Here is a 20,175-nt window from a genome sequence, read left to right on the forward strand (position 1 = left end):
TCGGCGGCGCCCGACGCCGCCGCCTCGCCGGGAGGTGCACGCAGGCCGCCCGTCACGCCGTCGACCGCTCGCGGTCCGTGCGGTGGCGGAGGCACGAGGTGACGACCACGAAGGGCCAGAGCGACTGAACGGCGGTCACCACGCGTTCGGCGACGCCCGCCATGCCGTGCCGCTGCATCTCGATCAGGAACCACGCCGCGCCGACGACCATCAGCGCCGTCACCGCGAGGCAGGGGGTGGGGCGCAGCGCCCATGGGGCGGTGCCGCGGCCGTCGGCGGCCAGGACCGGCCACAGGGCCAGCAGCACGAAGCCCGCGACGGCCACGGATCCGTGGCCCATCGAACCCCCGCTGCTCGGCGCGGGCACCAGAGCGACGGCCAGCGCGGCCACTCCCCCGCCGGCCAGCGCCACCCGCCCCGCCGCGGCGGCCGCGCGCAGCCCCCACGCGGTCAGCAGATGACACACGCCCAGGGCGATGAACGCCCCCGTCATCACCCAGGAACCCGAGGCGCCGTAAGCGGCCAGGACGCTGATCGTCTGGGTCTCGGGGTCGTAGGCGGATCCCTCGAGCGCCGCCGCGATCACCCAGCCCGCGATCAGCAGCAACGGCGCGAACCCCGACGAGAGCAGAACCCACCTCGGAACAAGCAGCATTGGACCAGAATAGGGAACAAAACGTCACCCAACGACCGCTAGTTCTCATACCGGAAATGCTCCGAGATGAGCGGTTCGCGACTTCGGCGTAAGGTGATTGCCGTGCATTCGGCCGCGGCCCCCAGGCCCCGGATGCAGTCCCTCCGGTCGCCGGAATCCGCCCCGCGTGCCTGCCGTACGTCGGGATTCCGCACGATCCGGCCACCTCAGCACCATCACGCGGAGGAACACCCATGGGCACGGTGACGACATCTGACGGGACGACCATCTTCCACAAGGACTGGGGCCCACGCGACGGCCGGCCCATCGTCTTCCACCACGGCTGGCCGCTCAGTGCCGACGACTGGGACGCCCAGATGCTGTTCTTCCTGGCGCGGGGCTACCGGGTGATCGCGCACGACCGGCGCGGCCACGGCCGCTCCGAGCAGACGGCGGACGGCCACGAGATGGACACCTACGCCGCCGACGTCGCGGCGCTGGCCGACGCCCTGGACCTGCGGGACGCCGTGCACATCGGGCACTCCACCGGCGGTGGCGAGGTCGCGCGGTACGTGGCGCGTGCCGAGCCGGGCCGGGTGGGCCGGGCCGTGCTCGTGAGCGCGGTGCCGCCGGTCATGGTCAAGTCGGACAGCAACCCGGGCGGCACGCCGATCGACGTCTTCGACGGGTTCCGCTCCTCCCTCGCGGCCAACCGCTCCCAGTTCTACATCGAGGTGGCGTCGGGCCCGTTCTACGGCTTCAACCGGCCGGGCGCCAAGGTCACCCAGGGGCTGATCGACAACTGGTGGCGGCAGGGTATGACGGGGGCGGCCAACGCGCACTACGAGTGCATCAAGGCCTTCTCGGAGACCGACTTCACCGAGGATCTGAAGAAGATCGACGTCCCGGTGCTCGTCATGCACGGCACCGACGACCAGGTCGTCCCCTACGACGACGCGGGGCCCCTGTCGGTGAAGCTGCTGAAGAACGGGATCCTCAAGAGGTACGAGGGCTACCCCCACGGCATGCTGTCGGTGTACCCCGACGAGCTGAACCGGGACATCCTGGAATGGCTCACGTCGTAGACGGCGGGAGCGACCCCTCGGCGGCGGACGTGGAACTGTCCGCCGCCGACTACACGGAGCGGACGCACGCCGTCCTCGCGGCGATGGCGGCCGGCGGCGGGAGCGGCCGCCGGCCCGCCGACGCCGCCGCGGCGCGTGCCGACCGGACCGTGCCCGCACTGGCGGGGCCGGCGCCGGACACGGTCACGGTGACCCCCGCGACCGTCCCCGGCCCGGCCGGCCCGCTCGCCCTGCGCGTCTACCGGCCCCGTCCCGCCCGTACGCCGGGCGCCGGTCTCGTGTACCTGCACGGCGGCGGGTTCGTGGTTGGCGGACCGGACAGCCACCACGGCGCGCTGTGCGCCCTGGCCGACGCGACGGGGCACGTGGTCGTCGCCGTGGACTACCGGCTGGCGCCGGAGCACCCGTTCCCGGCCGCCGTGGAGGACGCCGAGGCGGCGACGCGTCATGTCGCCGCGCACGCGGGGGACTTCGGGATCGACGAGGGGCACCTGTCGGTGGCCGGTGACAGCGCGGGGGCCACGCTGGCCGCGGTGGTGGCCCAGTCGTCGCGCACGCGCGGCGCGCCGTATCTCGCGCACCAGGTGCTCATCACCCCGCTCACCGCGTTCCCGCCGTACGTCGACACCGCCAGCAGGCGCGACCTGGCGCAGGGGTACTACCTCACCGGCGAGCTGCTGGACTGGTACACCGAGTGCTATGTGCCCGACGCCGCCGACCGGGGCGACCCCCGGGCGGCGCCGGGGCTGGCGACGGACCTGCGCGGGCTGCCGCCCGCCACCGTGATCACCGGAGGTCTCGACCCCCTGCACGACGAGGGCGAGCGGTACGCCCGCGACATGGCCGCCGCCGGGGTGGACGTACGGGTGCGGCGGCTACGGGGAGCCTTCCACCTGCTGTGGCTGGCGACGGCGCTCGCTCCCGCCGCTCAGGCGGAGGTGTTCTCCCTGGTCGACGAGCGCCTGGGCGCCGTGAGTTGAGGTCCGTCGGGCCGTGCCGCCCGGCGGCCGTCAGCAGAGCGTGGCGGTGGCGGTACGGCACAGGAACCGCTCCGCGCGCTCCCACGACCAGCCGTTCTCGACGACCAGGGTGCGCCAGCCGGACGGGCCGAACCAGAACCACAGCAGGTCCGCCGTCTCCTCCGCGGGCGTCGGCGGGCGCGGCGTGAGGGTGTTCAGGTGGCGGGCCACGGCACCCAGCGCGCGGCGGTACTCCCCGGTGGCGCGTTCCCACAGTTCCTCGGCCTGCTCGTGCGCCGGGAGCGCCTTGCGGATGGCCTCGTGGACGACGAACTGCCCCTCGTTCCCCAGTCGGGTGGCCGCCGCGAGCTCCCGCAGCAGGTCCCGGGGATCGGAGAGCCCGAGCAGGCGGCCCACGGCCTCCTCGTGGCCGGACGCCGTCACGCCCTGGTCGACGATCCGGTCCAGGATGTCGCTCTTGCTGCCGACGCTCGCGAAGACGGTCTTCGGGGAGACGCCTGCCGCCTCGGCGATGTCCGCCACGGTGACCCGCCCGTAGCCGCGGCCGGCGAACAGGCCGGCCGCGCACCGCAGGATCTGCTCCCGGGTCCGGGCCGCCGCCTGCTGACGCAGCGGAGAGGCATAGGCGCGCTTGGTTGCCATGGCGTCACTCTAGCCTGCGACGTCACCTTCAGGGAGCGCTTAGGGTATTGATTAGGTTCGTTGTAACCTCAAAATCCTCGCATCTCAGGGAAGGCACGACTCATGGGCATGGACCCCGGAGACCTGGCACGCGGACTCTTCCGAGTCCTGGAGACCGGTGACGCCGCACTCGCCGCGGACGTCGTCCACGACCGGTTCGGCAACCGCGAGGCGGACGTCGCCCCGGCGGCGTGCTCGCTCAGCGGGCGCGCCGGCGTCCTCGCCTCGTCGGCGTGGCTGCGCGGCGCCTTCGACGGGCTGCGCTTCGCGATCGAGGACATCGGCCACGACGGCGACCGGGTGTGGGTGCGGCTGCGGATGCAGGGGCGTCACACCGGTCCGTTCGTCCGGTTCCGCGACGGCGCGCTCGACCAGGCGGTGCCGCCCACCGGCCGGGACGTCGACTTCGAACAGATCCATGTGCTCGACCTGCGCGACGGTCTGGTCCTGCGGCACGAGGCGGTGCGCGACGACGTGACGATGCTGCAGCAACTGGGCGTCTTCCCGCCCACCCCCGGGGTGGCGCTGCGTCTGGCCGGCTGGAAGGTGACGGGGCGTGCCGCGCGGGCGGCCGAGGAGGTCTCACGGCGTGCCGCGGAGGCGGCCGCGTCGGCGTGACCGGACGGCGCACCCCGGCGGGAGGACAATGCGGGTGAGAAGGCCGCCGCGGGAGCGGCGGCCGTGAGCGGGTGGAGTGAGGCGGATGGAGCGGCGGGAGCACCGCGTCGGCATTCTGGTCTTCGACGGAATGAAGATGCTGGACCTGTCCGGTCCCGCGGAGGTCTTCAGCGAGGCGAACCGCTTCGGTGCCGGCTACCGGCTGAGTCTCGTCTCTGTCGGCGGGAAGCCCGTGCGCTCCTCGATCGGTGTCCAGGTGCCCGTCGACGCGGACGCCCTGGACGCCCCCGCCTTCGACACCCTGCTGGTGGTCGGCGGTGACGCGCTGCCCACCTTCCCCGTCGACCCCGGTCTCGGCGCGGCCGCGGCGGACCTGGCCCCGCGGGCGGGCCGGGTCGCCTCGATCTGCACCGGCGCGTTCGTGCTCGGAGCGGCCGGTCTGCTCGACGGCAGACGGGCCACCACGCACTGGCAGCACACCGCGCTGCTCGCACGGCGCCACCCGGAGGCCCGTGTGGAACCCGACGCGATCTTCGTCAGGGACGGCACCACGTACACCTCGGCCGGGGTCACCGCGGGCATCGACCTGGCGCTGGCCCTGGTGGAGGACGACCACGGGCCCGACCTGACGCGCGACGTCGCCCGGTCACTGGTGGTGTACATGCAGCGGGCGGGCGGACAGTCGCAGTTCTCCGCCTCGCTCCAGGGTCCGGCACCGCAGACCCCGGTGCTCCGGCTCGTGCAGGACGCGGTGCAGGCGGATCCGACGGCCGACCACAGCCTGGAGGCGCTCGCGGCGCGCGTCCGGGTGAGTCCCCGGCATCTGACCCGGATGTTCCGGGCGGAACTGGACACCACCCCGATGAAGTACGTGGAACTGATCCGCTTCGACCTGGCGAAGGCCCTGCTGGACGCGGGCCGCAACGCCACGGAGGCGGCGGCCCTGTCGGGATTTCCCAGCTACGAGAGCCTGCGCCGCGCCTTCGCACGCCATCTCGGCCTGTCCCCGACCCGGTACCGGCAGCGCTTCTCGACCACCGGGGCGGACGGGCCGCGCGGCCCCCGTACGTGACGGCCCAGGCCTTCCGGGTGTCCGTTTCCGAGGGGTTGTCGGCCGTCCCCGAGCGGACGCGGAGGCCCAAGGGCCGCAGGGTGGAGGTGCAGAGGTCACCACCAGCCCCAGGAGGCAGTCATGAGTGAGACGATCGCCGGAATCACGGTCCCCGACAGCAAGCTGGCGCAGGCCGCCACCGATCTGATCCGCGACACCACGCCGCCGCTGATCTTCCACCACTCCCGCCGGGTGTTCCTCTTCGGCAGTCTGCAGGCGGCGGCGCGCGGACTGCGGCCCGACCCGGAACTGCTCTACGTGGCGGCCATGTTCCATGACACCGGTCTGGTGGCGCCGTACCGCAGCGACGACCAGCGGTTCGAGATGGACGGCGCGGACCAGGCCCGCGCGTTCCTGCTGAGCCACGGGCTGTCCGAGGGGGACGCCGAGAAGGTCTGGACGGCCGTCGCGCTGCACACCACCCCGGAGGTGCCCTACAAGCTGGCACCGGAGATCGCGGCCACGACGGCGGGGGTGGAGACGGACGTGCTGGGCCTGCACCTGGACAACGTCACGGCTGCCCAGATCGACGAGGTCACCGCGGCCCACCCGCGCCCGGACTTCAAGCGCCAGATCCTCCAGGCGTTCACCGACGGCTTCAAGCACCGTCCGGACTCCACCTTCGGCACGGTGAACGCGGACGTGCTGGAGCACTTCGTTCCGGGCTTCCGCCGCACCGACTTCGTGGAGGTCATCCAGAACTCGGCCTGGCCGGAGTAGGCGCCCTCACTGCCGTGCGTAGGTGAGGCAGTCGACCTGCTCCTGCTCGTACCCGACGGAGATGGCCGGTGCGTGGCATTCCAGCCCCGAGTTGTGGCGGCAGTCGGCCATCTTGCAGGCGCCGACCCGGCCGGTGGTCGACGGTTCGCCGCCGTCCAGGTCGGCGCCCATGAAGGTCTCGCAGACGGGGCTGTCGAGGTCCCCCACGGTGATCGCCGCGGCGCGGCAGGCGTGGTCGTGGTTGTAGGCGCAGCTCTCGGCGGCGCATTCGCTGATGACGGGCAGTTGCATGACGGGTGCTGCCATGATCGATCGCCCTTTCCGTGATGTCGTACGGATCGGTCGCCGTGGTGGTGGCCGGCTCGGGGCGCGGTACGCCACCGTCACGGTCGGCGGGGTTGGGGCGGCGGGGTCCGTCCGAGCCGGCGGCTCGCGCAACGCTCCCTTCCTGTCTTCCACTGTCCGCGACGGCAGGTGCCGGCGCACGTCGGCGGGGCGGGCGCGCTTCGAGCAGCGCGGGGAGCGGGGGAAGCGGCGCGGCGAGGGATCGGCGCCGCTCCGTCACACGACCATCTCGCGCACGCCGCCGCCGCGAGAGATCCGACCGGTCCCCCTGCCCCGGGACGACCGTCCCCTGCGCCGGGCCGAACGGTCCTCGGGACGGGTGAGCGGGACGCTCACCCGTCGTCGTCCGGCAGGCCGGGTGACCGGGCGATCTCCTGGCCGGCGGCCTCGATGACGGCCAGCACGGCGGCCGCCGCCGCGTCGGGGTCGCGGGCCTCGACGGCCTCCACGACGGCGCGGTGGCCCGGCAGCGAGCCCTCCACCGCGCCCGGTGTCTGGGTGCTGATCACGAAGCTGTGCTCCAGCGCGATCTCCACGGCGCGGCCCAGCGAGCCGAGCAGACGGTTGCCGCCGGCGTCGAGCAGGGCCCGGTGGAAGGCGATGTCCGCCTCGACGTAGCCGTCGCGGCCGGGGGACGCCGCCGCTTTCTCCATGGCCGCCAGCGCGTCGTACAGGACACGCACGTCCTCGGGGCCTCCCCGCTCGGCGGCGAGCCGGGCCGCCTCGGGCTCGAGGATCCTGCGCAGTTCCCCCGTGTCACGCAGCAGGGCCGCCGCGTCCTCGGCCTGCTTCCAGCGCAGGACGTCGGGGTCCAGGTGGTTCCAGTGCTCCGGGGGCAGCACGCGCGTGCCGGTGCGCGGCCGTACGTGCAGCATCCCCTTGGCCACCAGCGACTTGACCGCCTCCCGCAGCACCCCCCGGCTCACGCCGATCCCGGCCGCGAGCGCGTCCTCCACCGGCAGCGGGTCGCCCGGCGCCCACGCGCCGCCCACGATGCGCCGGCCGAGCTCGTCCATCACGCGCTGATGCATGGTCGGGAACTTCGTCATGATCTCCGCTCGCCCCCTGGACGCCATTCATCGAATCATTTAATGATTGAGCACCAGGGTAGCGGGGCCCCACCCGGCAACGCCCCCTCGCACAGCGGACGACCGACGACGCCGGAGCCACGGGAGTGAATACATGACCGACGACCGGAGCACGGACCGCCGCAGTCAGGCGTGGTTCGGCGCCAGGGGACGCAGCGGAATGCTGTACCGCTCCTGGATGCGCAACCAGGGCTTCGGACACGAGGTGTTCGACGGGCGTCCCGTCATCGGCATCGCGACCAGCGCCTCCGAACTCGCCCCGTGCAACGCCCATCTGACCCGCGTCGCCGAGGCCGTCAAGCGCGGGGTGTGGCAGGCGGGCGGCTTCCCGCTGCAGTTCCCCACCATGGCCACCGGCGAGACACTGATGCGCCCCACCGCCATGCTGTACCGCAACCTCATGGCCATGGAGGTCGAGGAGCTGATCCGGGCCAATCCGCTCGACGGTGTCGTCCTGCTGTCCGGCTGCGACAAGACGACCCCCGCCATGCTCATGGGCGCCGCGAGCGTCGACCTGCCCGCGGTCATGGTCACCGGCGGGCCGATGCTGAACGGCAAGTACCGGGGTCAGGACGTGGGTTCGGGCACGCATGTGTGGAAGTTCGAGGAGGACCTGAAGACCGGGCGGATGACCGAGGAGGAGTGCTTCTTCGCCGAGGGCTGCATGGCGCGCTCCAACGGGCACTGCATGACGATGGGCACCGCCTCGACGATGGCCTGTGTGGCCGAGGCGCTCGGCATGCAGCTGCCGGGCTCGGCGGCCTGGCCGGCCGTCGACTCGCGCCGGATGGAGACCGCGCAGGCGGCCGGCCGGCGCGTCGTGGCCATGGTGGAGGAGGGGCTGCGGCCCTCGCGGATCCTGACCCGGGAGGCCTTCGAGAACGCCGTCCGCGTGAACGCGGCCATCGGCGGCTCCACCAACGCCGTCATCCACCTCACCGCCCTCGCCGGGCGCGTCGGTGTGAAGCTGGACCTGGGGGACTTCGACGAGCTGGTCCGCGCGGTACCGACCCTGGTCAACCTGATGCCGAGCGGCAAGTACCTCATGGAGGACTTCTGCTACGCGGGCGGGCTGCCCGCCGTCATGGCCGAACTCCTCGGCGGCGGGCTGCTGCACGGGGAGCCGGTCACCGTCACCGGACGCACGGTCGCCGAGAACACCGACGGCGCCGAGCGCGTCGACTCCGACGTCATCACCCCCCTCGACGCCCCCTTCCAGCCGGCCGGCACCGGCATCGCCGTCCTGCGCGGCAACCTGTGCCCCGACGGGGCCGTGATCAAGCAGTCGGCCGCGTCACCGCATCTGCTCACCCACCGCGGCCCCGCCCGTGTCTTCGACTCCCCCGAGGCGTACCACGCGGTCGCCGACGACCCGGACCTCGACGTCGACGAGAACACCGTCGTCGTCATCCGCAACGCCGGGCCCAAGGGCTACCCCGGCATGCCCGAGGTCTCCAACGTGCCGCTGCCCGCCAAGCTGTTGAAGGCCGGCGTCACCGACATGGTGCGCGTCTGCGACGGCCGGATGAGCGGCACCGGCTACGGGACGGTGGTCCTGCACGTGGCGCCGGAGGCCGCCGTCGGCGGACCGCTCGCCCTGGTGCGCGACGGGGACCCCGTCGTCCTCGACGTCCCCCGCCGCAGCCTGCGCCTGGACGTCGACGACACCGAGCTCGCCCGCCGTCGGCAGGAGTGGACGCCGCCCGTCGAGCGGTACGCCGGCGGCTACACCTGGCTGTACACCCAGCACGTCGAACAGGCCGACCGGGGCGCCGACTTCGGCTTCCTGCGCGGCAGCCGCGGACACGAGGTCCCCCGCGACTCGCACTGAGCCGGGTCCTCCGCGACTCCCACCGAGCCGGCCCCCTCGCCCTTCAGGAGTGCATCGACCGTGGAATCCACCCCCGCGCGCCCCCGCCCGCACCTCACCGCCGGCTCCGTCCTCCCCAAGGACGCCGGCCGGGCCGCGCTCGTCGCACGCGTCCACGACCCGGACGGGGACGGGCCGTGCGTGGCCGCGGTGCGCGGCGAGCACGTCGTCGACCTGACGTCCCTCGCCCCCACCGTCTCCGACCTCATGGAGCGCGAGGACGCGGCGCGGGTCGTCCGTGAGGCCGACGGGGGACGCGTCTGGCGTCTGGACGACCTGCTCGGCGCGCCGCCGGGCCGCCGGGACGTGCCGCATCTGCTCGCTCCCGTCGACCTCCAGGTGATCAAGGCGGCGGGTGTCACCTTCGCCCGGAGCCTGCTGGAGCGGGTCATCGAGGAGCGGACGGGAGGGGATCCGGCGCAGGCCGCGCGGGTGCGGGCGCACCTCGGGCAGGTGGTGGGCGGCAGGCTGGACGGCATCCGTCCCGGGTCACCGGAAGCGGTCAAGGTCAAGGAGCTGCTCGTCGCCGAGGGGCTCTGGTCGCAGTACCTGGAGGTCGGGATCGGTCCGGACCCGGAGGTGTTCACCAAGGCCCCCGTGCTGTCCGCGGTCGGTACCGGCGCCGACATCGGTGTGCTCCGGGCCTCCGTGTGGAACAACCCCGAACCGGAGGCGGTCCTCGTCGTGGACGCGCGCGGCCGGGTGCGCGGCGTGACGCTGGGCAACGACGTCAACCTCCGCGACATCGAGGGGCGCAGCGCCCTGCTGCTGTCCCGCGCGAAGGACAACAACGCCTCCTGCGCGATCGGCCCGTTCGTCCGGGTGCTGGACGAGGACTTCGGCCTCGACGCCGTCCGCGGGCTCGGCATCGACCTGCGGGTCGAGGGTACGGACGGTTACGTCCTGCGGGGCAGCAGTTCCCTGCGCGAGATCAGCCGTGACGTGCTGGACCTGGTCGCCGCCACGCACGGCGCGCACCATCAGTACCCGGACGGTTTCGTGTTGTTCACCGGCACGCTGTTCGCGCCGACCGAGGACCGGCACGCGGCCGGCGCGGGCTTCACCCACGCGTACGGCGACGTCGTGCGGATCTCCAGCCCGCGGCTCGGCGCCCTGGTCAACACCGTCGTCCCGAGTGAGGAGGCCGCGCCGTGGACGTTCGGCGTGGGCGCGCTGATGCGCAGCCTCGCCCGGCGCGGCCTGCTGCGGGACTCTCCCGGCGGGCCGGGGTGCGCGGGCCCCTGACGTGCGCCGCGCGCCCCGGGGTCAGCCGGCGAGCGGCTCCTGGACGATCGTGGCGTGGAGCCGCCGCGTGTGGTCCACCTGGCGCTCCGCCCCGGTCAGCGTGACCCGGGCGGTCAGGCGCGGGTCGGCGCTGGACGCGGCCAGCCGTAGTTCCAGTTCGCCCGGTTCGACGACGCGCCGGCCGTCGCGCCCGGTGAAGGAGGCGAGGTCGGCCGGGACCGTGACGCCCAGACGCCGGGCCTCCCCCGGCTCCAGCGCGACCCGGGTGTAGCCGATGAGGCGCTGCACGGGCTGGACGACGGAGGCGACCGGGTCGTGCAGATACAGCTGCACGACCTCGGTCCCGGACCGCCCGCCGGTGTTCCGGACGGTGAACGAGAGGGCGAACTCGCCCTCGGTGGTGGCTTCCCGCACCTCCACGGTCAGGTCGGTCCAGTCGAACCGCGTGTAGGACAGTCCGTGGCCGAAGGCGAACGCGGGGGTCGGGTCCATGCTGGACACCGCGCTGGCGTGCGCGAGCCGCGCCCCGAGGTAGGTGCCCGGCTGGGTGCCCGGGCCCCGTGGTACGCCGACCGGGAGACGTCCGGAGGGGTTGACCCGGCCGCTGATCACCCCGGCGATCGCGCGGGTGCCCTCCTCGCCCGGGAAGAAGGACTGCACGATCGCCGCGGACTCCCGGGCCGCGCGGCCGAGGGCGTACGGGCGTCCGGCCAGCAGCACGGTCACCACGGGCGTGTCCAGGTCGAGCAGGGTGTCGAGCAGGTGCTGCTGCGCGCCGGGCAGCGCCAGCGTCTCGACGTCGCAGCCCTCGCCGCTGGTGCCCCGCCCGAAGAGTCCCGCGCGGTCGCCGAGCACCACCAGGGCGATGTCGGCCTCGCGGGCCACCCGCGCCGCCTCGTCGAAACCGGACAGGTCCCCGTCGTCGACGCCGGTGCCGCGGGCGTGGGTGATCTCGGCGCCCGGGAACTCGGCGGCGAGCGTGTCGCGCAGGGTGGGCAGCTCGATGCCGAGGGGGGTACCGGGGTGGCGGACGCCGATGTGCTGGGGGAAGGAGTAGCAGCCGAGGACGGCGGCGGCCTCGTCGGCGTTGGGGCCGATCAGGGCGATGCGGCGGGGCCGTTGAAGCGGCAGGGTGCCGTCGTTGCCGAGCAGGACGACCGCTTCCTCGGCGAGCGTGCGGGCCAGCGCGCGGTTTGCCGGGCCGTCCAGGTCGATCCGGCCGCGCAGGGCCTCCGGGTCGCCCTGGTCGATCTCGCCGAGGGCGGCGGGGACGGGGTTCCAGTCCGGGTCGAGCAGCCCGAGGGCGATCTTCTGGGTGAGCACCCGGCGTACGGCGCGGTCGACCAGCTTCTCCGGGACGCGGCCGTCGGCGACGGCCTCGGTCAGGGGCGCCCCGTAGGTCTTGACGTTGGGCAGTTCGACATCGATGCCCGCGTGCAGCGCCGTTCCGGCGGCCTCCGCCCAGTCGCCGGCGATGCCGTGCAGGGTCCTGAGGAAGGCGATGGCGAAGTAGTCGGCCACCACCGTGCCGTCGAAGCCCCAGGTGTCGCGCAGCAGGCCGGTGAGCAGGTCCTCGTCGGCGGCGGACGGCATGCCGTCGGTGTCGGTGTAGGCGTTCATCACCGACCGGGCGCCGCCCTCGCCGATCGCCATCTCGAAGGGCGGCAGCAGCACGTCGGCGCGTTCGCGCGGGCCCAGGGACGAGGGGGCGAGGTTGCGGCCGGCGCGGGAGGCGGAGTAGCCGGCGAAGTGCTTGAGGGTGGCGACGATCCCGGCGGACTCCAGGCCCTGGACGTAGGCCGTCCCGATGGTGGCGACGAGGTAGGGGTCCTCGCCGATGGTCTCCTCCACCCGTCCCCAGCGGGCGTCGCGGACGACGTCCAGCACGGGCGCGAGGCCCTGGTGGACACCGACGGCGCGCATGTCGCGGCCGATGGCGGCGGCCATGCGCCGCACCGTGTCCGGGTCGAAGGCGGCTCCCCAGGACAGCGGGACGGGGTAGGCGGTGGCGCCCCAGGCGGCGAAGCCGGCCAGGCACTCGTCGTGCGCGAGTGCCGGGATGCCGAAGCGGTTGGAGGCGGCGATGCGGGCCTGTGTGCGGGCCAGGGAGAGGGCGCCCAGGGCGGGGTCGACGGGGACCGTGCCGAAGGGGCGGGTGAGCTGGCCCAGTCCGGTGGGCAGGAGCGCCTCGAGATCGACGGGCTCCTCCATCTCGTGCTGGTGCGGGGCGACCTCGCCGCCCTCGTCGGAGGCGCCCACCCACACTCCGTGGAGCTGGGCGGTCTTCTCCTCCAGGGTCATCGCGTCGACCAGCGCGTCGACGCGGGCGGTGACGGAGGCGGTGGGGTCGTTCCAGAGCGGGAGTGCGGAGGTGTTCTCCGCGGCCACGTCGGCGTTCACTTTCCTCCTCCGCCCGTCCGCCCCGTGACAGGGGCGGTACGGGCGAGCCGGTGGACGGGTGGGTGGGTGCCTGCGCCGGTCACCGGCCGAACCCCGCGGTCAGCCCGCTCAGCAGCTGGCGGCGGCCGAAGGCGTACAGCACCAGGACGGGCAGCGTGGTGAGGACGACGGCGGCGAGCACGGCGGGGACGTTGACCCCGTACTGGCCCTGGAAGGTCCACAGGGCCAGCGGCAGGGTCCGGCGGTCGGGGCTCTGGGTGAGGACCAGCGGCAGCAGGAATCCGTTCCAGATGGTCAGGGCGTTGAAGATGCTCACGGTGAGGATGGCAGGCCGGGTGAGGGGCGCCGCCAGCCGCCACAGGGTCGTCCATTCGGTGGCGCCGTCGACCCGCATGGAGTCGAACAGTTCCTTGGGCACGTCACGGATGAAGTTGGCGAGCACCAGCACGGACAGCGGGATGGCGAAGGCGATCGACGGGAGGATCAGGGCCGCGAGGCTGTCGTACAGGTGCAGCTTGATGATGATCAGGTAGACGGGGATCACCGTCGCCTGCAGCGGGATGGCGAGTCCCATGAGGAACAGCCCGTTCATGGCGCGCAGGACCCGCATGCGCCAGCCGCGGACGATCGCGTAGGCAGCCATGAAGGACACGACGACCGCGGGCACCACGGCGCCGACGGTCACCACGACGCTGTTCACGAAGTACTGCAGGAAGTCGGACTCGATGACCAGCCGGTAGTTCTCCAGTGTCGGGTCGCCCGTCGGCACCAGCGGGTTGCTCGCGTAGTAGCGGCTGCGGTCCTTCAGACTGGTGATGAGGGTCCAGTACAGGGGTACGGCGACGACGGCGAGCCACAGCCATCCGGCAAGCCCCCCGGCCCAGTTGCGCCGGGCGGCCGCCGGCCGGGAGCGGCGTGGCTGCGGGCGCGGGGTGGTCTTCTCGGGCCGTCGCGTCTTGGTCGGCGTGGTGGTCACGTCAGGAGGCCCCCTCGAGTTGGCTCGCACCGGCGTCCCGGCCTCCGAGGCGGCGCAGCAGCAGGGCGAGGGCGAGGCCCAGGAGGACCAGGATGACCGCGATGGCGCTGGCCGGTCCCATCAGGCTGGCCTGGAATCCCCGCTTGTACATGTCCAGTGCGAGGACCCGGGTGGCGTCGCCGGGGCCGCCCTCGGTCAGGACGAAGATGAGGTCGAAGAAGGTCAGCGACCCGACGACCATCAGTGTGGACGAGGTGATGACGGTGTACTTCAGCTGGGGCAGCGTGATGCTGAAGAACTGCCGGATCCGTCCGGCACCGTCCAACTGTGCCGCCTCGTAGAGGGACTTCGGGATCTGCTGGACGCCGCCCTGGTAGATCAGGGAGTGGAACGGGACGAACTGCCAGGAGACGACGAAGACGACGACCCCGAACGCCAGCCAGGGCCGGCCGAGCCAGTCCTGGCTGAGCGCCTGGATCTTCAGTCCGGCGCCGAGCCCGAAGTTGGGGTCCAGCAGGGCCTCGTAGGCGATGGCGATCGCCGCGGAGCTCAGCATCAGCGGGACGAAGTACACCACGCCCAGCACCGCGCGGTAGCGCTGGCGGCCGGCGAGGAACGTGCCGAGGAGGATGCTCAGCGGTGTCTGCACGATCCAGGACACGGCCATCACCAGGAACGTCACCCAGAGGGCGTGCGGCAGCCCGGGGTCGGTGAGCACCGCACGCCAACTGGTCAGTCCGGTCGCGCGGATGGAGCCGATGCCGTCCCAGGTGGTGAAGCTCAACGCGAAGACGCCGACGAGCGGGACCACGGCGAAACCGACGAAGAGCAGCAGCGCCGGCGTCGCGAGCCACGGCAGGACGCTGCGCGGCTCGCGACGCCGTGGCGCGCCGGTGGCCGCGCTCATACGCCGGTGACCGCGTTGAGGTTGCTCGCGAACTGCTGCGGTGAGATCGACTGCTGGAACAGCTTGACGATGTTGTCCAGCAGGGTCTCGGCGGCGGTCGGACTGAGTGCCTGGTCCCAGGACTGGACGAACACCTTGGCCTTGCTGGCGAGGTCGTAGGTGAACTGGAGGAATTCGGCGTTGTCGGAGGCGGCCAGCAGCTTCTCCGTGCCGAGCCGGATCGGGACGGAGCCGTTGCCGATCCAGCTCTTCACCTCCTCCTCCTGGAGGAGGCCGGTGGCGAAGAACTCCTTGGCGACCTTCTTCTCCTCGGCGCCGGCCTTGGAGGAGATGGACAGGTACTGGGCGGGGTTGCCGACCGTGTTGCTGAGGTCGCCCTTGCCGCCTTCGAAGGCCGGGAAGTTCATGAAGCCCAGTGAGCCGCTGGGGACGAAGTCCCCGCCGTCGGCCTGCTGGATGCCGTAGGACCAGGCACCGTGGAGCATCATCGCGGCCCTGCCGGTGTACAGCAGCGCCTGGTCGGCGTTGGAGTCGGCGGTGATGGACGAGAAGCCCTTGACGAACCCGTCGGCCTCGACCAGGTCCTGCAGTGCGGTCAGCGCCTTGATGGCGTCCGGGTGGGACCAGGCGTTCTTCTCGCCCTCGATGGCGGCCTGGAAGACCTCGGGTCCGCCGATGCGGTCGAACAGGAACTCCAGCCACATCATGTTCGTCCACCGTGACTGGCCGCCGAGGGCGAAGGGCGCGATACCCTTGGCGTTGAACTTCGGCACCAGTGCCATGATGTCGTCCCAGGTCTCGGGCGGTTCCACCCCGACCTGGTCGAAGACCTTGCGGTTGTAGTAGAGGATGATCGGCTGGACGGTCTCGCCCGGCATCGCGTAGATCTTGCCGTCGACGGTCGCCGCGCCGAAGGAGGACGGGAACAGCCCCTTCTTGACGTCGGGGTTCTCGTCGAACCACGGGGTGAGATCCTCGACCTGGCCGGCCTCCGCGTAGGCGCGCAGGGTCCCGCCGCCCCAGCCCCAGATGATGGTCGGCGCCTTGCCGGCGCCGATGGCGGTCTTGATCTTCGTCTTGTACGCGTCGTTCTGGTAGGTCGTGTCGTCGATCTGGGTGTCGGGGTGGGCCTTGTTAAAAGCGTCCACGGCGCCGGCCCTGACCCCTTCCTGCGGCTGTCCGTTGAGGTACCAGTACGTGGCACCGCTGCTCTTGCCGGGTCCGGACGAGCCGCCGCAGGCCGTCAGCGCCGCGGAGACGGGCACGGCGGCGGCCAGGCCGAGGAGGGTACGTCGAGAGAGCGCCATGATTTTCTCCGCACTCGAGAGCCGTCGGCTTCTCGTGAGTCATGGTGAAAGGTTTTCGAAAATCACTTCTTCTTGCTCTGTCCGTGCAAGCTAGGTTTCGTGCTGATGCCCTGTCAATACGCGTGCACGAGCCTTGTACGGCAGGCGACATCGGGGCCACACCGGCATGTGTGTGCCCCCCGAGGCACCCCGGCGAAAGATCGAAAGATTTTCGAAACAGGCCGGTCGGAGGCGGTGGTGACGTGGTGGGCGCGGGCTGACAGACTGTCGGTGCAGGTCATGCCGGGCCGTCGGGGTCCGGTGCCGCCCGCGCCGGACCCCGTCGACGCCCCCTCGGGCGCCCCACAGCTGAGAGGAAGCGATGCGACCGAACGCCAGGCGCACCACGTTGGCGGACATCGCCCAAGCGGCCGGGGTCTCCGTCGCGACCGTCTCCAAAGTGGTCAACGGCCGCGGTGACGTGGCACCGCACACCCGCGTCCGGGTGCAGGAGCTGCTGCATCAACACGACTACCTGGCACCGGTGTTCCGCCACACCGAGGCCGTCGAGACCCCGACCATCGAGGTGCAGTTCAAGGGCGGTCTCAAGTCCTATGTGGCGGAGACCCTGGAGGGCATCATCGACGCGGCGGCCGAGTCGGGGGCCTCGGTGGTGGTCAGCAAGGCGTCCGGCGCCCCGCACTGGGCGCGGGACCTGGTGTCGGCCGGGCGGCGCGCCGTCATCGCGGTCACCAGCGTCCACACCGCGGCCCACTTGAACGAACTGGCGCGCTCCGGCCTGCCCTTGGTGGTGCTGGACCCGCTGCACCTCCCGGACGGCCGGGTCAACAGCGTCGGCGCGACCAACTTCGGCGGCGGTCTGGCCGCGACCCGGCACCTGCTGTCGCTGGGACACCGCCGTATCGCCTACCTCGGCGGACCGGCCACGGCCGTCTGCAACCAGGCCCGCATGCACGGCTACCGCGCCGCCATGGAGGCCGAGGGGCAGCGGGTGCCGGAGGCGTACGTCCGGCCCGGTGAGTTCACCTACGAGACGGGCCTCACCGGTGCCTCGGCGCTCCTGGACCTGGAGGCGCCGCCGACGGCGGTCTTCGCGGGCAACGACGAGATCGCCCTCGGCGTCGTCGAGACCGCCCGCGTCCGGGGTCTGCGCGTGCCCGAGGACCTGAGCGTGGTCGGCTTCGACGACACGAGCCTCGCCCAGATGGCCTCCCCGCCGCTGACCACCGTGCGCCAGCCGCTGCGGGAGATGGGCGCCGCCGCCCTGCGCACCGCGCTCCGGCTGGTCAACGGGGAGAAGCTCGAGTCCCACCACGTCGAACTGGCCACCGAACTCGTGGTCCGCGCCTCGACGGCACCGCCACGCGAGGAGCCCCTTCCGCACGACTGAGCGCGGAGGGGACCGACGGCCGGGGGCGTGCGCACCCCCGCCGCTTCACTCCTCCTTCGGGGCGGGGACAGCCGGAAGGCTCAGCTCGAAGCACGCTCCGGGCGTCGTCGGGGCGAGGGTGAGGGTGCCTCCGTGGCGCTGGGCCAGATCGCGGGCGATGGCGAGGCCCAGGCCGGCGCCGCCCTGGTCACGGGAGCGGGCGTCGTCGAGCCGGACGAAGCGTTCGAAGATGCGCTCGGCGTCCTCGGGAGGCACGCCCGGTCCGTCGTCCCGCACCGTCACGACGGCCCGGTCGCCCTCGCCGCCGACGGCGACCTCGATCCGGTGCTCGGCGTGGCGGACGGCGTTGTCGAGGAGGTTGCGCAGCAGCCGTTCGAACTCGTCGTGGTCGCCGCGGACGTACGCGGCGGCGGTGCTGTCGCACGAAACGGCGCTGCTGGGCGGCGGCGGTGTCGAGGCGTTGCAGGGTGGTGTTGATGGTGGTGGCGAGGGCGGCGACCTCCTGACCGGCGTGCGCCGGGTCAGCGCGGGCTCCTCCGGGGCTTCAGGGGCGTGGTCGGCAGTTGCGGGGCCGGCAGCGGGTCGCCGTCGTAGCCGTGGACCTCGCCGAAACGTGTCCCCGTCGTCCAGTCCTCACGGGCGCGGACGATGTCCTCGTGGGTGCGGCCGATGAAGTTCCACCACATGATGATCTCCTCCCCGAACGGCGGGCCGCCCAGGAGGATCAGGCGGGCCGGGCCGGCTCCCCGGTTGGTGAGGGTGAGGGCGGAGCGGCCCGGGGCGGTGTAACCCAGTTCGGCGCGGCCCACGGCGGTGCCCTCGACGAGGACGTCGCCGGCGTCGACGAGGACGCCGTGCTCGAAGGAGGGGTCGACGTCGAGCACCAGCCGGGCGCCCGGGGAGACGGTCAGCTCGGCGCCCAGCAGCGGTGTGAAGGTGCGCACCGGTGAGGTGACGCCCGCGAGCGAGCCGAGGAAGACGCGTGCCTCGCCGCCGTCCAGCGCGACCGGTTCGGGTACATGGTGCTGGAAGTCCCGTGCGGTGTCGCGGTGTTCGTCGGGGAGGGCCACCCACAGCTGGACGCCGTGCAGGGTCGTGGTGTCCGGCGTCGACACCTCCGAGTGGCTGATGCCGTGACCTCCGGTCATCAGGTTCAGCTCGCCGGGCCGGACGTAGGCGTGGCTGCCCAGGCTGTCGCGGTGTTCGATCTCCCCGCTGAACAGCCAGCTGACCGTCTGCAGACCGGTGTGCGGGTGCGGGGCGACGTCCATGCCGCCGGTGGCGGCGACGTCCTCGGGGCCGTAGTGGTCGGCGAAGCACCAAGCGCCGACGAGCGAGCGCGCCCGCTGCGGCAGTGTGCGCCGCACCCGCATGGCACGCGGTCCGCCGAGCGGCACGTCACGTGCCGTGAGGATCTCGACCTCCCCGGGGAAGTCCGCGTCCGTCCCGCCGCCGCACCTGACCTCCGCGGGGCGTGTCTCCGTGTTGCTCATGCCGCGTGCCTCCCACCGAGGACGTTTCGAGAGTCAAAAGAAGTTCGATATTCAACATTCATGGACGACTATAGGCCGTCGCCCGGGAAATCGCTCGGGGAAACAGGATCTCCCGGGCGTCCGGGACCCCTCACGACCCGGCCCGCACGGGCTTGCGCAGCAGGTAGCCGGCCGCCGCGACGATCAGGACGGCCATGCAGGCGATGAACACCAGCCCCGCGTTCTCCAGCCCCAGGGGTTCCGACAGCAGGCCCACGCCGATGACCGGGACCGAGATGCCGGTGTACGCCACGACGAACAGCGACGAGATCACCGCGGCCCGCCGGTCCGCCGGGGACGCCGCGCCCACCGCGGACAGCGCCCCGCGGAACGCCAGACCCTGCCCGAACCCGCCGACCAGCGCGCTCTGCACCACCAGCGCCAGCTGGTCCCAGTAGAGGGCTCCCGCGAGCAGCGCCAGGCCGGCGAGCAGAACGGCGCAGCCCAGCGGCAGCGACCGGCTCACGCCCACCCGGCCGACGGCCGTCTGTCCGGCGATCGACGCGAAGAACGCCGCCGCCACGACCGTGCCGCTCACCGCGTGGTCGGTCACACCGAGGGACTGCGCGAGGAAGGCGGGGCTGACGGAGGTGAACACGCCGAACAGGGCGAACCCCACGAACGAGGCCGTCGCCGCCGCTCCGAACACCGGGCGCACCTGTGCGGGCACCCCCGGCCGCTGCGGCCGTACGGTCCTCAGCGGGCGCAGGTTCCGTACGGTCTCCGGCAGCCGCAGCAGCACCGCCGCCGAACAGACCACCAGGGCCAGGTGGACGGCGAACGGCAGATACAGCGGCCGGGCGGCGTACTCGGCGAGCACTCCCGCGAGCAGCGGGCCGCAGCCGAGCCCGCCCATGTTGACGGCGGTGGCGACGAACGTGGCCCGGGAGGCGTGGCCGGGCGGGGCCGCCTCCATGACGTAGGCGGTGGCGGCGCCGGTGAACAGTCCGGCCGACAGGCCCGACAGGAGCCGCCCGGCGTAGAGCCAGCCCAGGCCGGTGGCGAGGAGGAAGCAGATCGCGCTCGCGCCCGAGCAGGCCAGCCCCCACAGCAGCACCGGGCGTCTGCCCACGGCGTCCGAGGCGTTGCCCGCGAGCAGCAGAACGCCGATGACCGCGAAGGCGTAGACCGCGTACACCACGGTGACCGTCAGTTCGGAGAAGCCGAACTTGTCCTGGTAGAGGGGGTACAGCGGGGTCGGGAGCGTGGTCCCGGCCATGCACACCGCGAACACGGCGCCGCCGAGCAGGCACGCGCGCCATCCGATCCGGTCACCCGTCATGCCA

Annotated in this window: 18 protein-coding genes and 1 pseudogene; 8 read left to right on the forward strand and 11 right to left on the reverse strand. The window is 72.5% G+C overall.

Annotation, left to right across the window (positions count from 1 at the left end):
- Positions 1–52 precede the first annotated feature (52 nt).
- Positions 53–655 (reverse strand): DUF998 domain-containing protein, encoded by a 603-nt coding sequence (locus B100_RS0128105; protein WP_024887735.1) that lies wholly within the window; start codon positions 653–655, stop codon positions 53–55.
- A 233-nt stretch (positions 656–888) separates the two neighbouring features.
- Here B100_RS0128105 and B100_RS0128110 point away from each other — a divergent pair, with 233 nt between their 5' ends.
- Both B100_RS0128110 and B100_RS34360 read left to right on the forward strand, forming a co-directional pair.
- Positions 889–1,719 carry an alpha/beta fold hydrolase gene (locus B100_RS0128110; RefSeq protein WP_024887736.1) on the forward strand — a complete coding sequence of 277 codons (831 nt, stop codon included), beginning with the start codon at positions 889–891 and terminating at the stop codon, positions 1,717–1,719.
- On the forward strand, positions 1,704–2,699 hold the full coding sequence (locus B100_RS34360; RefSeq protein ID WP_024887737.1) for an alpha/beta hydrolase: 996 nt from the start codon (positions 1,704–1,706) through the stop codon (positions 2,697–2,699). Before B100_RS0128110 ends, B100_RS34360 begins: the two co-directional genes overlap by 16 nt.
- A 30-nt stretch (positions 2,700–2,729) precedes the next feature.
- On the opposite strand, the gene B100_RS0128120 is transcribed toward B100_RS34360, so the two are convergent.
- Complete coding sequence (locus B100_RS0128120; RefSeq protein WP_024887738.1) at positions 2,730–3,341, reverse strand: TetR/AcrR family transcriptional regulator; 612 nt, start codon at positions 3,339–3,341, stop codon at positions 2,730–2,732.
- A 102-nt stretch (positions 3,342–3,443) separates the two neighbouring features.
- Between B100_RS0128120 and B100_RS0128125 the strand changes: the two genes are divergently transcribed.
- The 3 genes from B100_RS0128125 (at position 3,444) to B100_RS0128135 (ending at position 5,829) form a co-directional block, all read left to right on the forward strand.
- Positions 3,444–3,998, forward strand: a complete 555-nt coding sequence (locus tag B100_RS0128125) for an ester cyclase (RefSeq protein WP_024887739.1) — start codon at positions 3,444–3,446, stop codon at positions 3,996–3,998.
- An 85-nt stretch (positions 3,999–4,083) separates the two neighbouring features.
- On the forward strand, positions 4,084–5,070 hold the full coding sequence (locus B100_RS0128130) for a GlxA family transcriptional regulator (RefSeq protein ID WP_037723652.1): 987 nt from the start codon (positions 4,084–4,086) through the stop codon (positions 5,068–5,070).
- Positions 5,071–5,190: 120 nt separating this feature from the next.
- On the forward strand, positions 5,191–5,829 hold the full coding sequence (locus B100_RS0128135; RefSeq protein ID WP_024887741.1) for an HD domain-containing protein: 639 nt from the start codon (positions 5,191–5,193) through the stop codon (positions 5,827–5,829).
- Between the two features lie 6 nt (positions 5,830–5,835).
- Here the strand turns inward: B100_RS0128135 and B100_RS0128140 are convergent, their stop codons facing one another.
- A complete protein-coding gene (locus B100_RS0128140; protein ID WP_024887742.1) occupies positions 5,836–6,120 on the reverse strand; it encodes a DUF1540 domain-containing protein in 285 nt (94 codons plus the stop codon).
- Between the two features lie 386 nt (positions 6,121–6,506).
- Positions 6,507–7,250: a FadR/GntR family transcriptional regulator gene (locus tag B100_RS0128145; RefSeq protein ID WP_024887743.1), complete on the reverse strand. Its 744-nt coding sequence runs from the start codon at positions 7,248–7,250 to the stop codon at positions 6,507–6,509.
- Between the two features lie 106 nt (positions 7,251–7,356).
- Between B100_RS0128145 and B100_RS0128150 the strand changes: the two genes are divergently transcribed.
- Together B100_RS0128150 and B100_RS0128155 are read left to right on the forward strand one after the other, a co-directional pair.
- Entirely contained in the window at positions 7,357–9,093 is a 1,737-nt protein-coding gene (locus tag B100_RS0128150; protein WP_024887744.1) for an IlvD/Edd family dehydratase, read from the forward strand.
- A gap of 60 nt (positions 9,094–9,153) precedes the next feature.
- Positions 9,154–10,377 carry a fumarylacetoacetate hydrolase family protein gene (locus B100_RS0128155; protein WP_024887745.1) on the forward strand — a complete coding sequence of 408 codons (1,224 nt, stop codon included), beginning with the start codon at positions 9,154–9,156 and terminating at the stop codon, positions 10,375–10,377.
- A gap of 21 nt (positions 10,378–10,398) precedes the next feature.
- On the opposite strand, the gene B100_RS0128160 is transcribed toward B100_RS0128155, so the two are convergent.
- From B100_RS0128160 to B100_RS0128175, 4 genes are all read right to left on the reverse strand, one after another.
- The gene (locus B100_RS0128160; RefSeq protein ID WP_024887746.1) at positions 10,399–12,777 is read right to left on the reverse strand and encodes a beta-xylosidase/alpha-l-arabinosidase; all 2,379 of its coding nucleotides are present in this window, start codon (positions 12,775–12,777) and stop codon (positions 10,399–10,401) included.
- 79 nt (positions 12,778–12,856) lie between these two features.
- Positions 12,857–13,753 (reverse strand): carbohydrate ABC transporter permease, encoded by an 897-nt coding sequence (locus B100_RS0128165; RefSeq protein ID WP_024887747.1) that lies wholly within the window; start codon positions 13,751–13,753, stop codon positions 12,857–12,859.
- Position 13,754: 1 nt separating this feature from the next.
- The gene (locus B100_RS0128170; protein WP_024887748.1) at positions 13,755–14,660 is read right to left on the reverse strand and encodes a carbohydrate ABC transporter permease; all 906 of its coding nucleotides are present in this window, start codon (positions 14,658–14,660) and stop codon (positions 13,755–13,757) included.
- Positions 14,657–15,967 carry an extracellular solute-binding protein gene (locus tag B100_RS0128175; RefSeq protein ID WP_024887749.1) on the reverse strand — a complete coding sequence of 437 codons (1,311 nt, stop codon included), beginning with the start codon at positions 15,965–15,967 and terminating at the stop codon, positions 14,657–14,659. The genes B100_RS0128170 and B100_RS0128175 overlap by 4 nt, the downstream gene beginning before the upstream one ends.
- A gap of 361 nt (positions 15,968–16,328) precedes the next feature.
- Here B100_RS0128175 and B100_RS0128180 point away from each other — a divergent pair, with 361 nt between their 5' ends.
- Positions 16,329–17,357 carry a LacI family DNA-binding transcriptional regulator gene (locus tag B100_RS0128180; protein WP_024887750.1) on the forward strand — a complete coding sequence of 343 codons (1,029 nt, stop codon included), beginning with the start codon at positions 16,329–16,331 and terminating at the stop codon, positions 17,355–17,357.
- Between the two features lie 45 nt (positions 17,358–17,402).
- Here B100_RS0128180 and B100_RS35925 read toward each other — a convergent pair.
- From B100_RS35925 to B100_RS0128195, 3 genes and pseudogenes are all read right to left on the reverse strand, one after another.
- Positions 17,403–17,783 (reverse strand): annotated as a pseudogene (locus tag B100_RS35925) (sensor histidine kinase); the annotation flags it as partial.
- Positions 17,784–17,878: 95 nt separating this feature from the next.
- On the reverse strand, positions 17,879–18,850 hold the full coding sequence (locus tag B100_RS0128190; RefSeq protein ID WP_024887752.1) for a pirin family protein: 972 nt from the start codon (positions 18,848–18,850) through the stop codon (positions 17,879–17,881).
- Positions 18,851–18,980: 130 nt separating this feature from the next.
- Positions 18,981–20,171, reverse strand: a complete 1,191-nt coding sequence (locus tag B100_RS0128195) for an MFS transporter (protein WP_024887753.1) — start codon at positions 20,169–20,171, stop codon at positions 18,981–18,983.
- Positions 20,172–20,175 lie beyond the last annotated feature (4 nt).

This window comes from Streptomyces sp. CNH189, assembly GCF_000527195.1.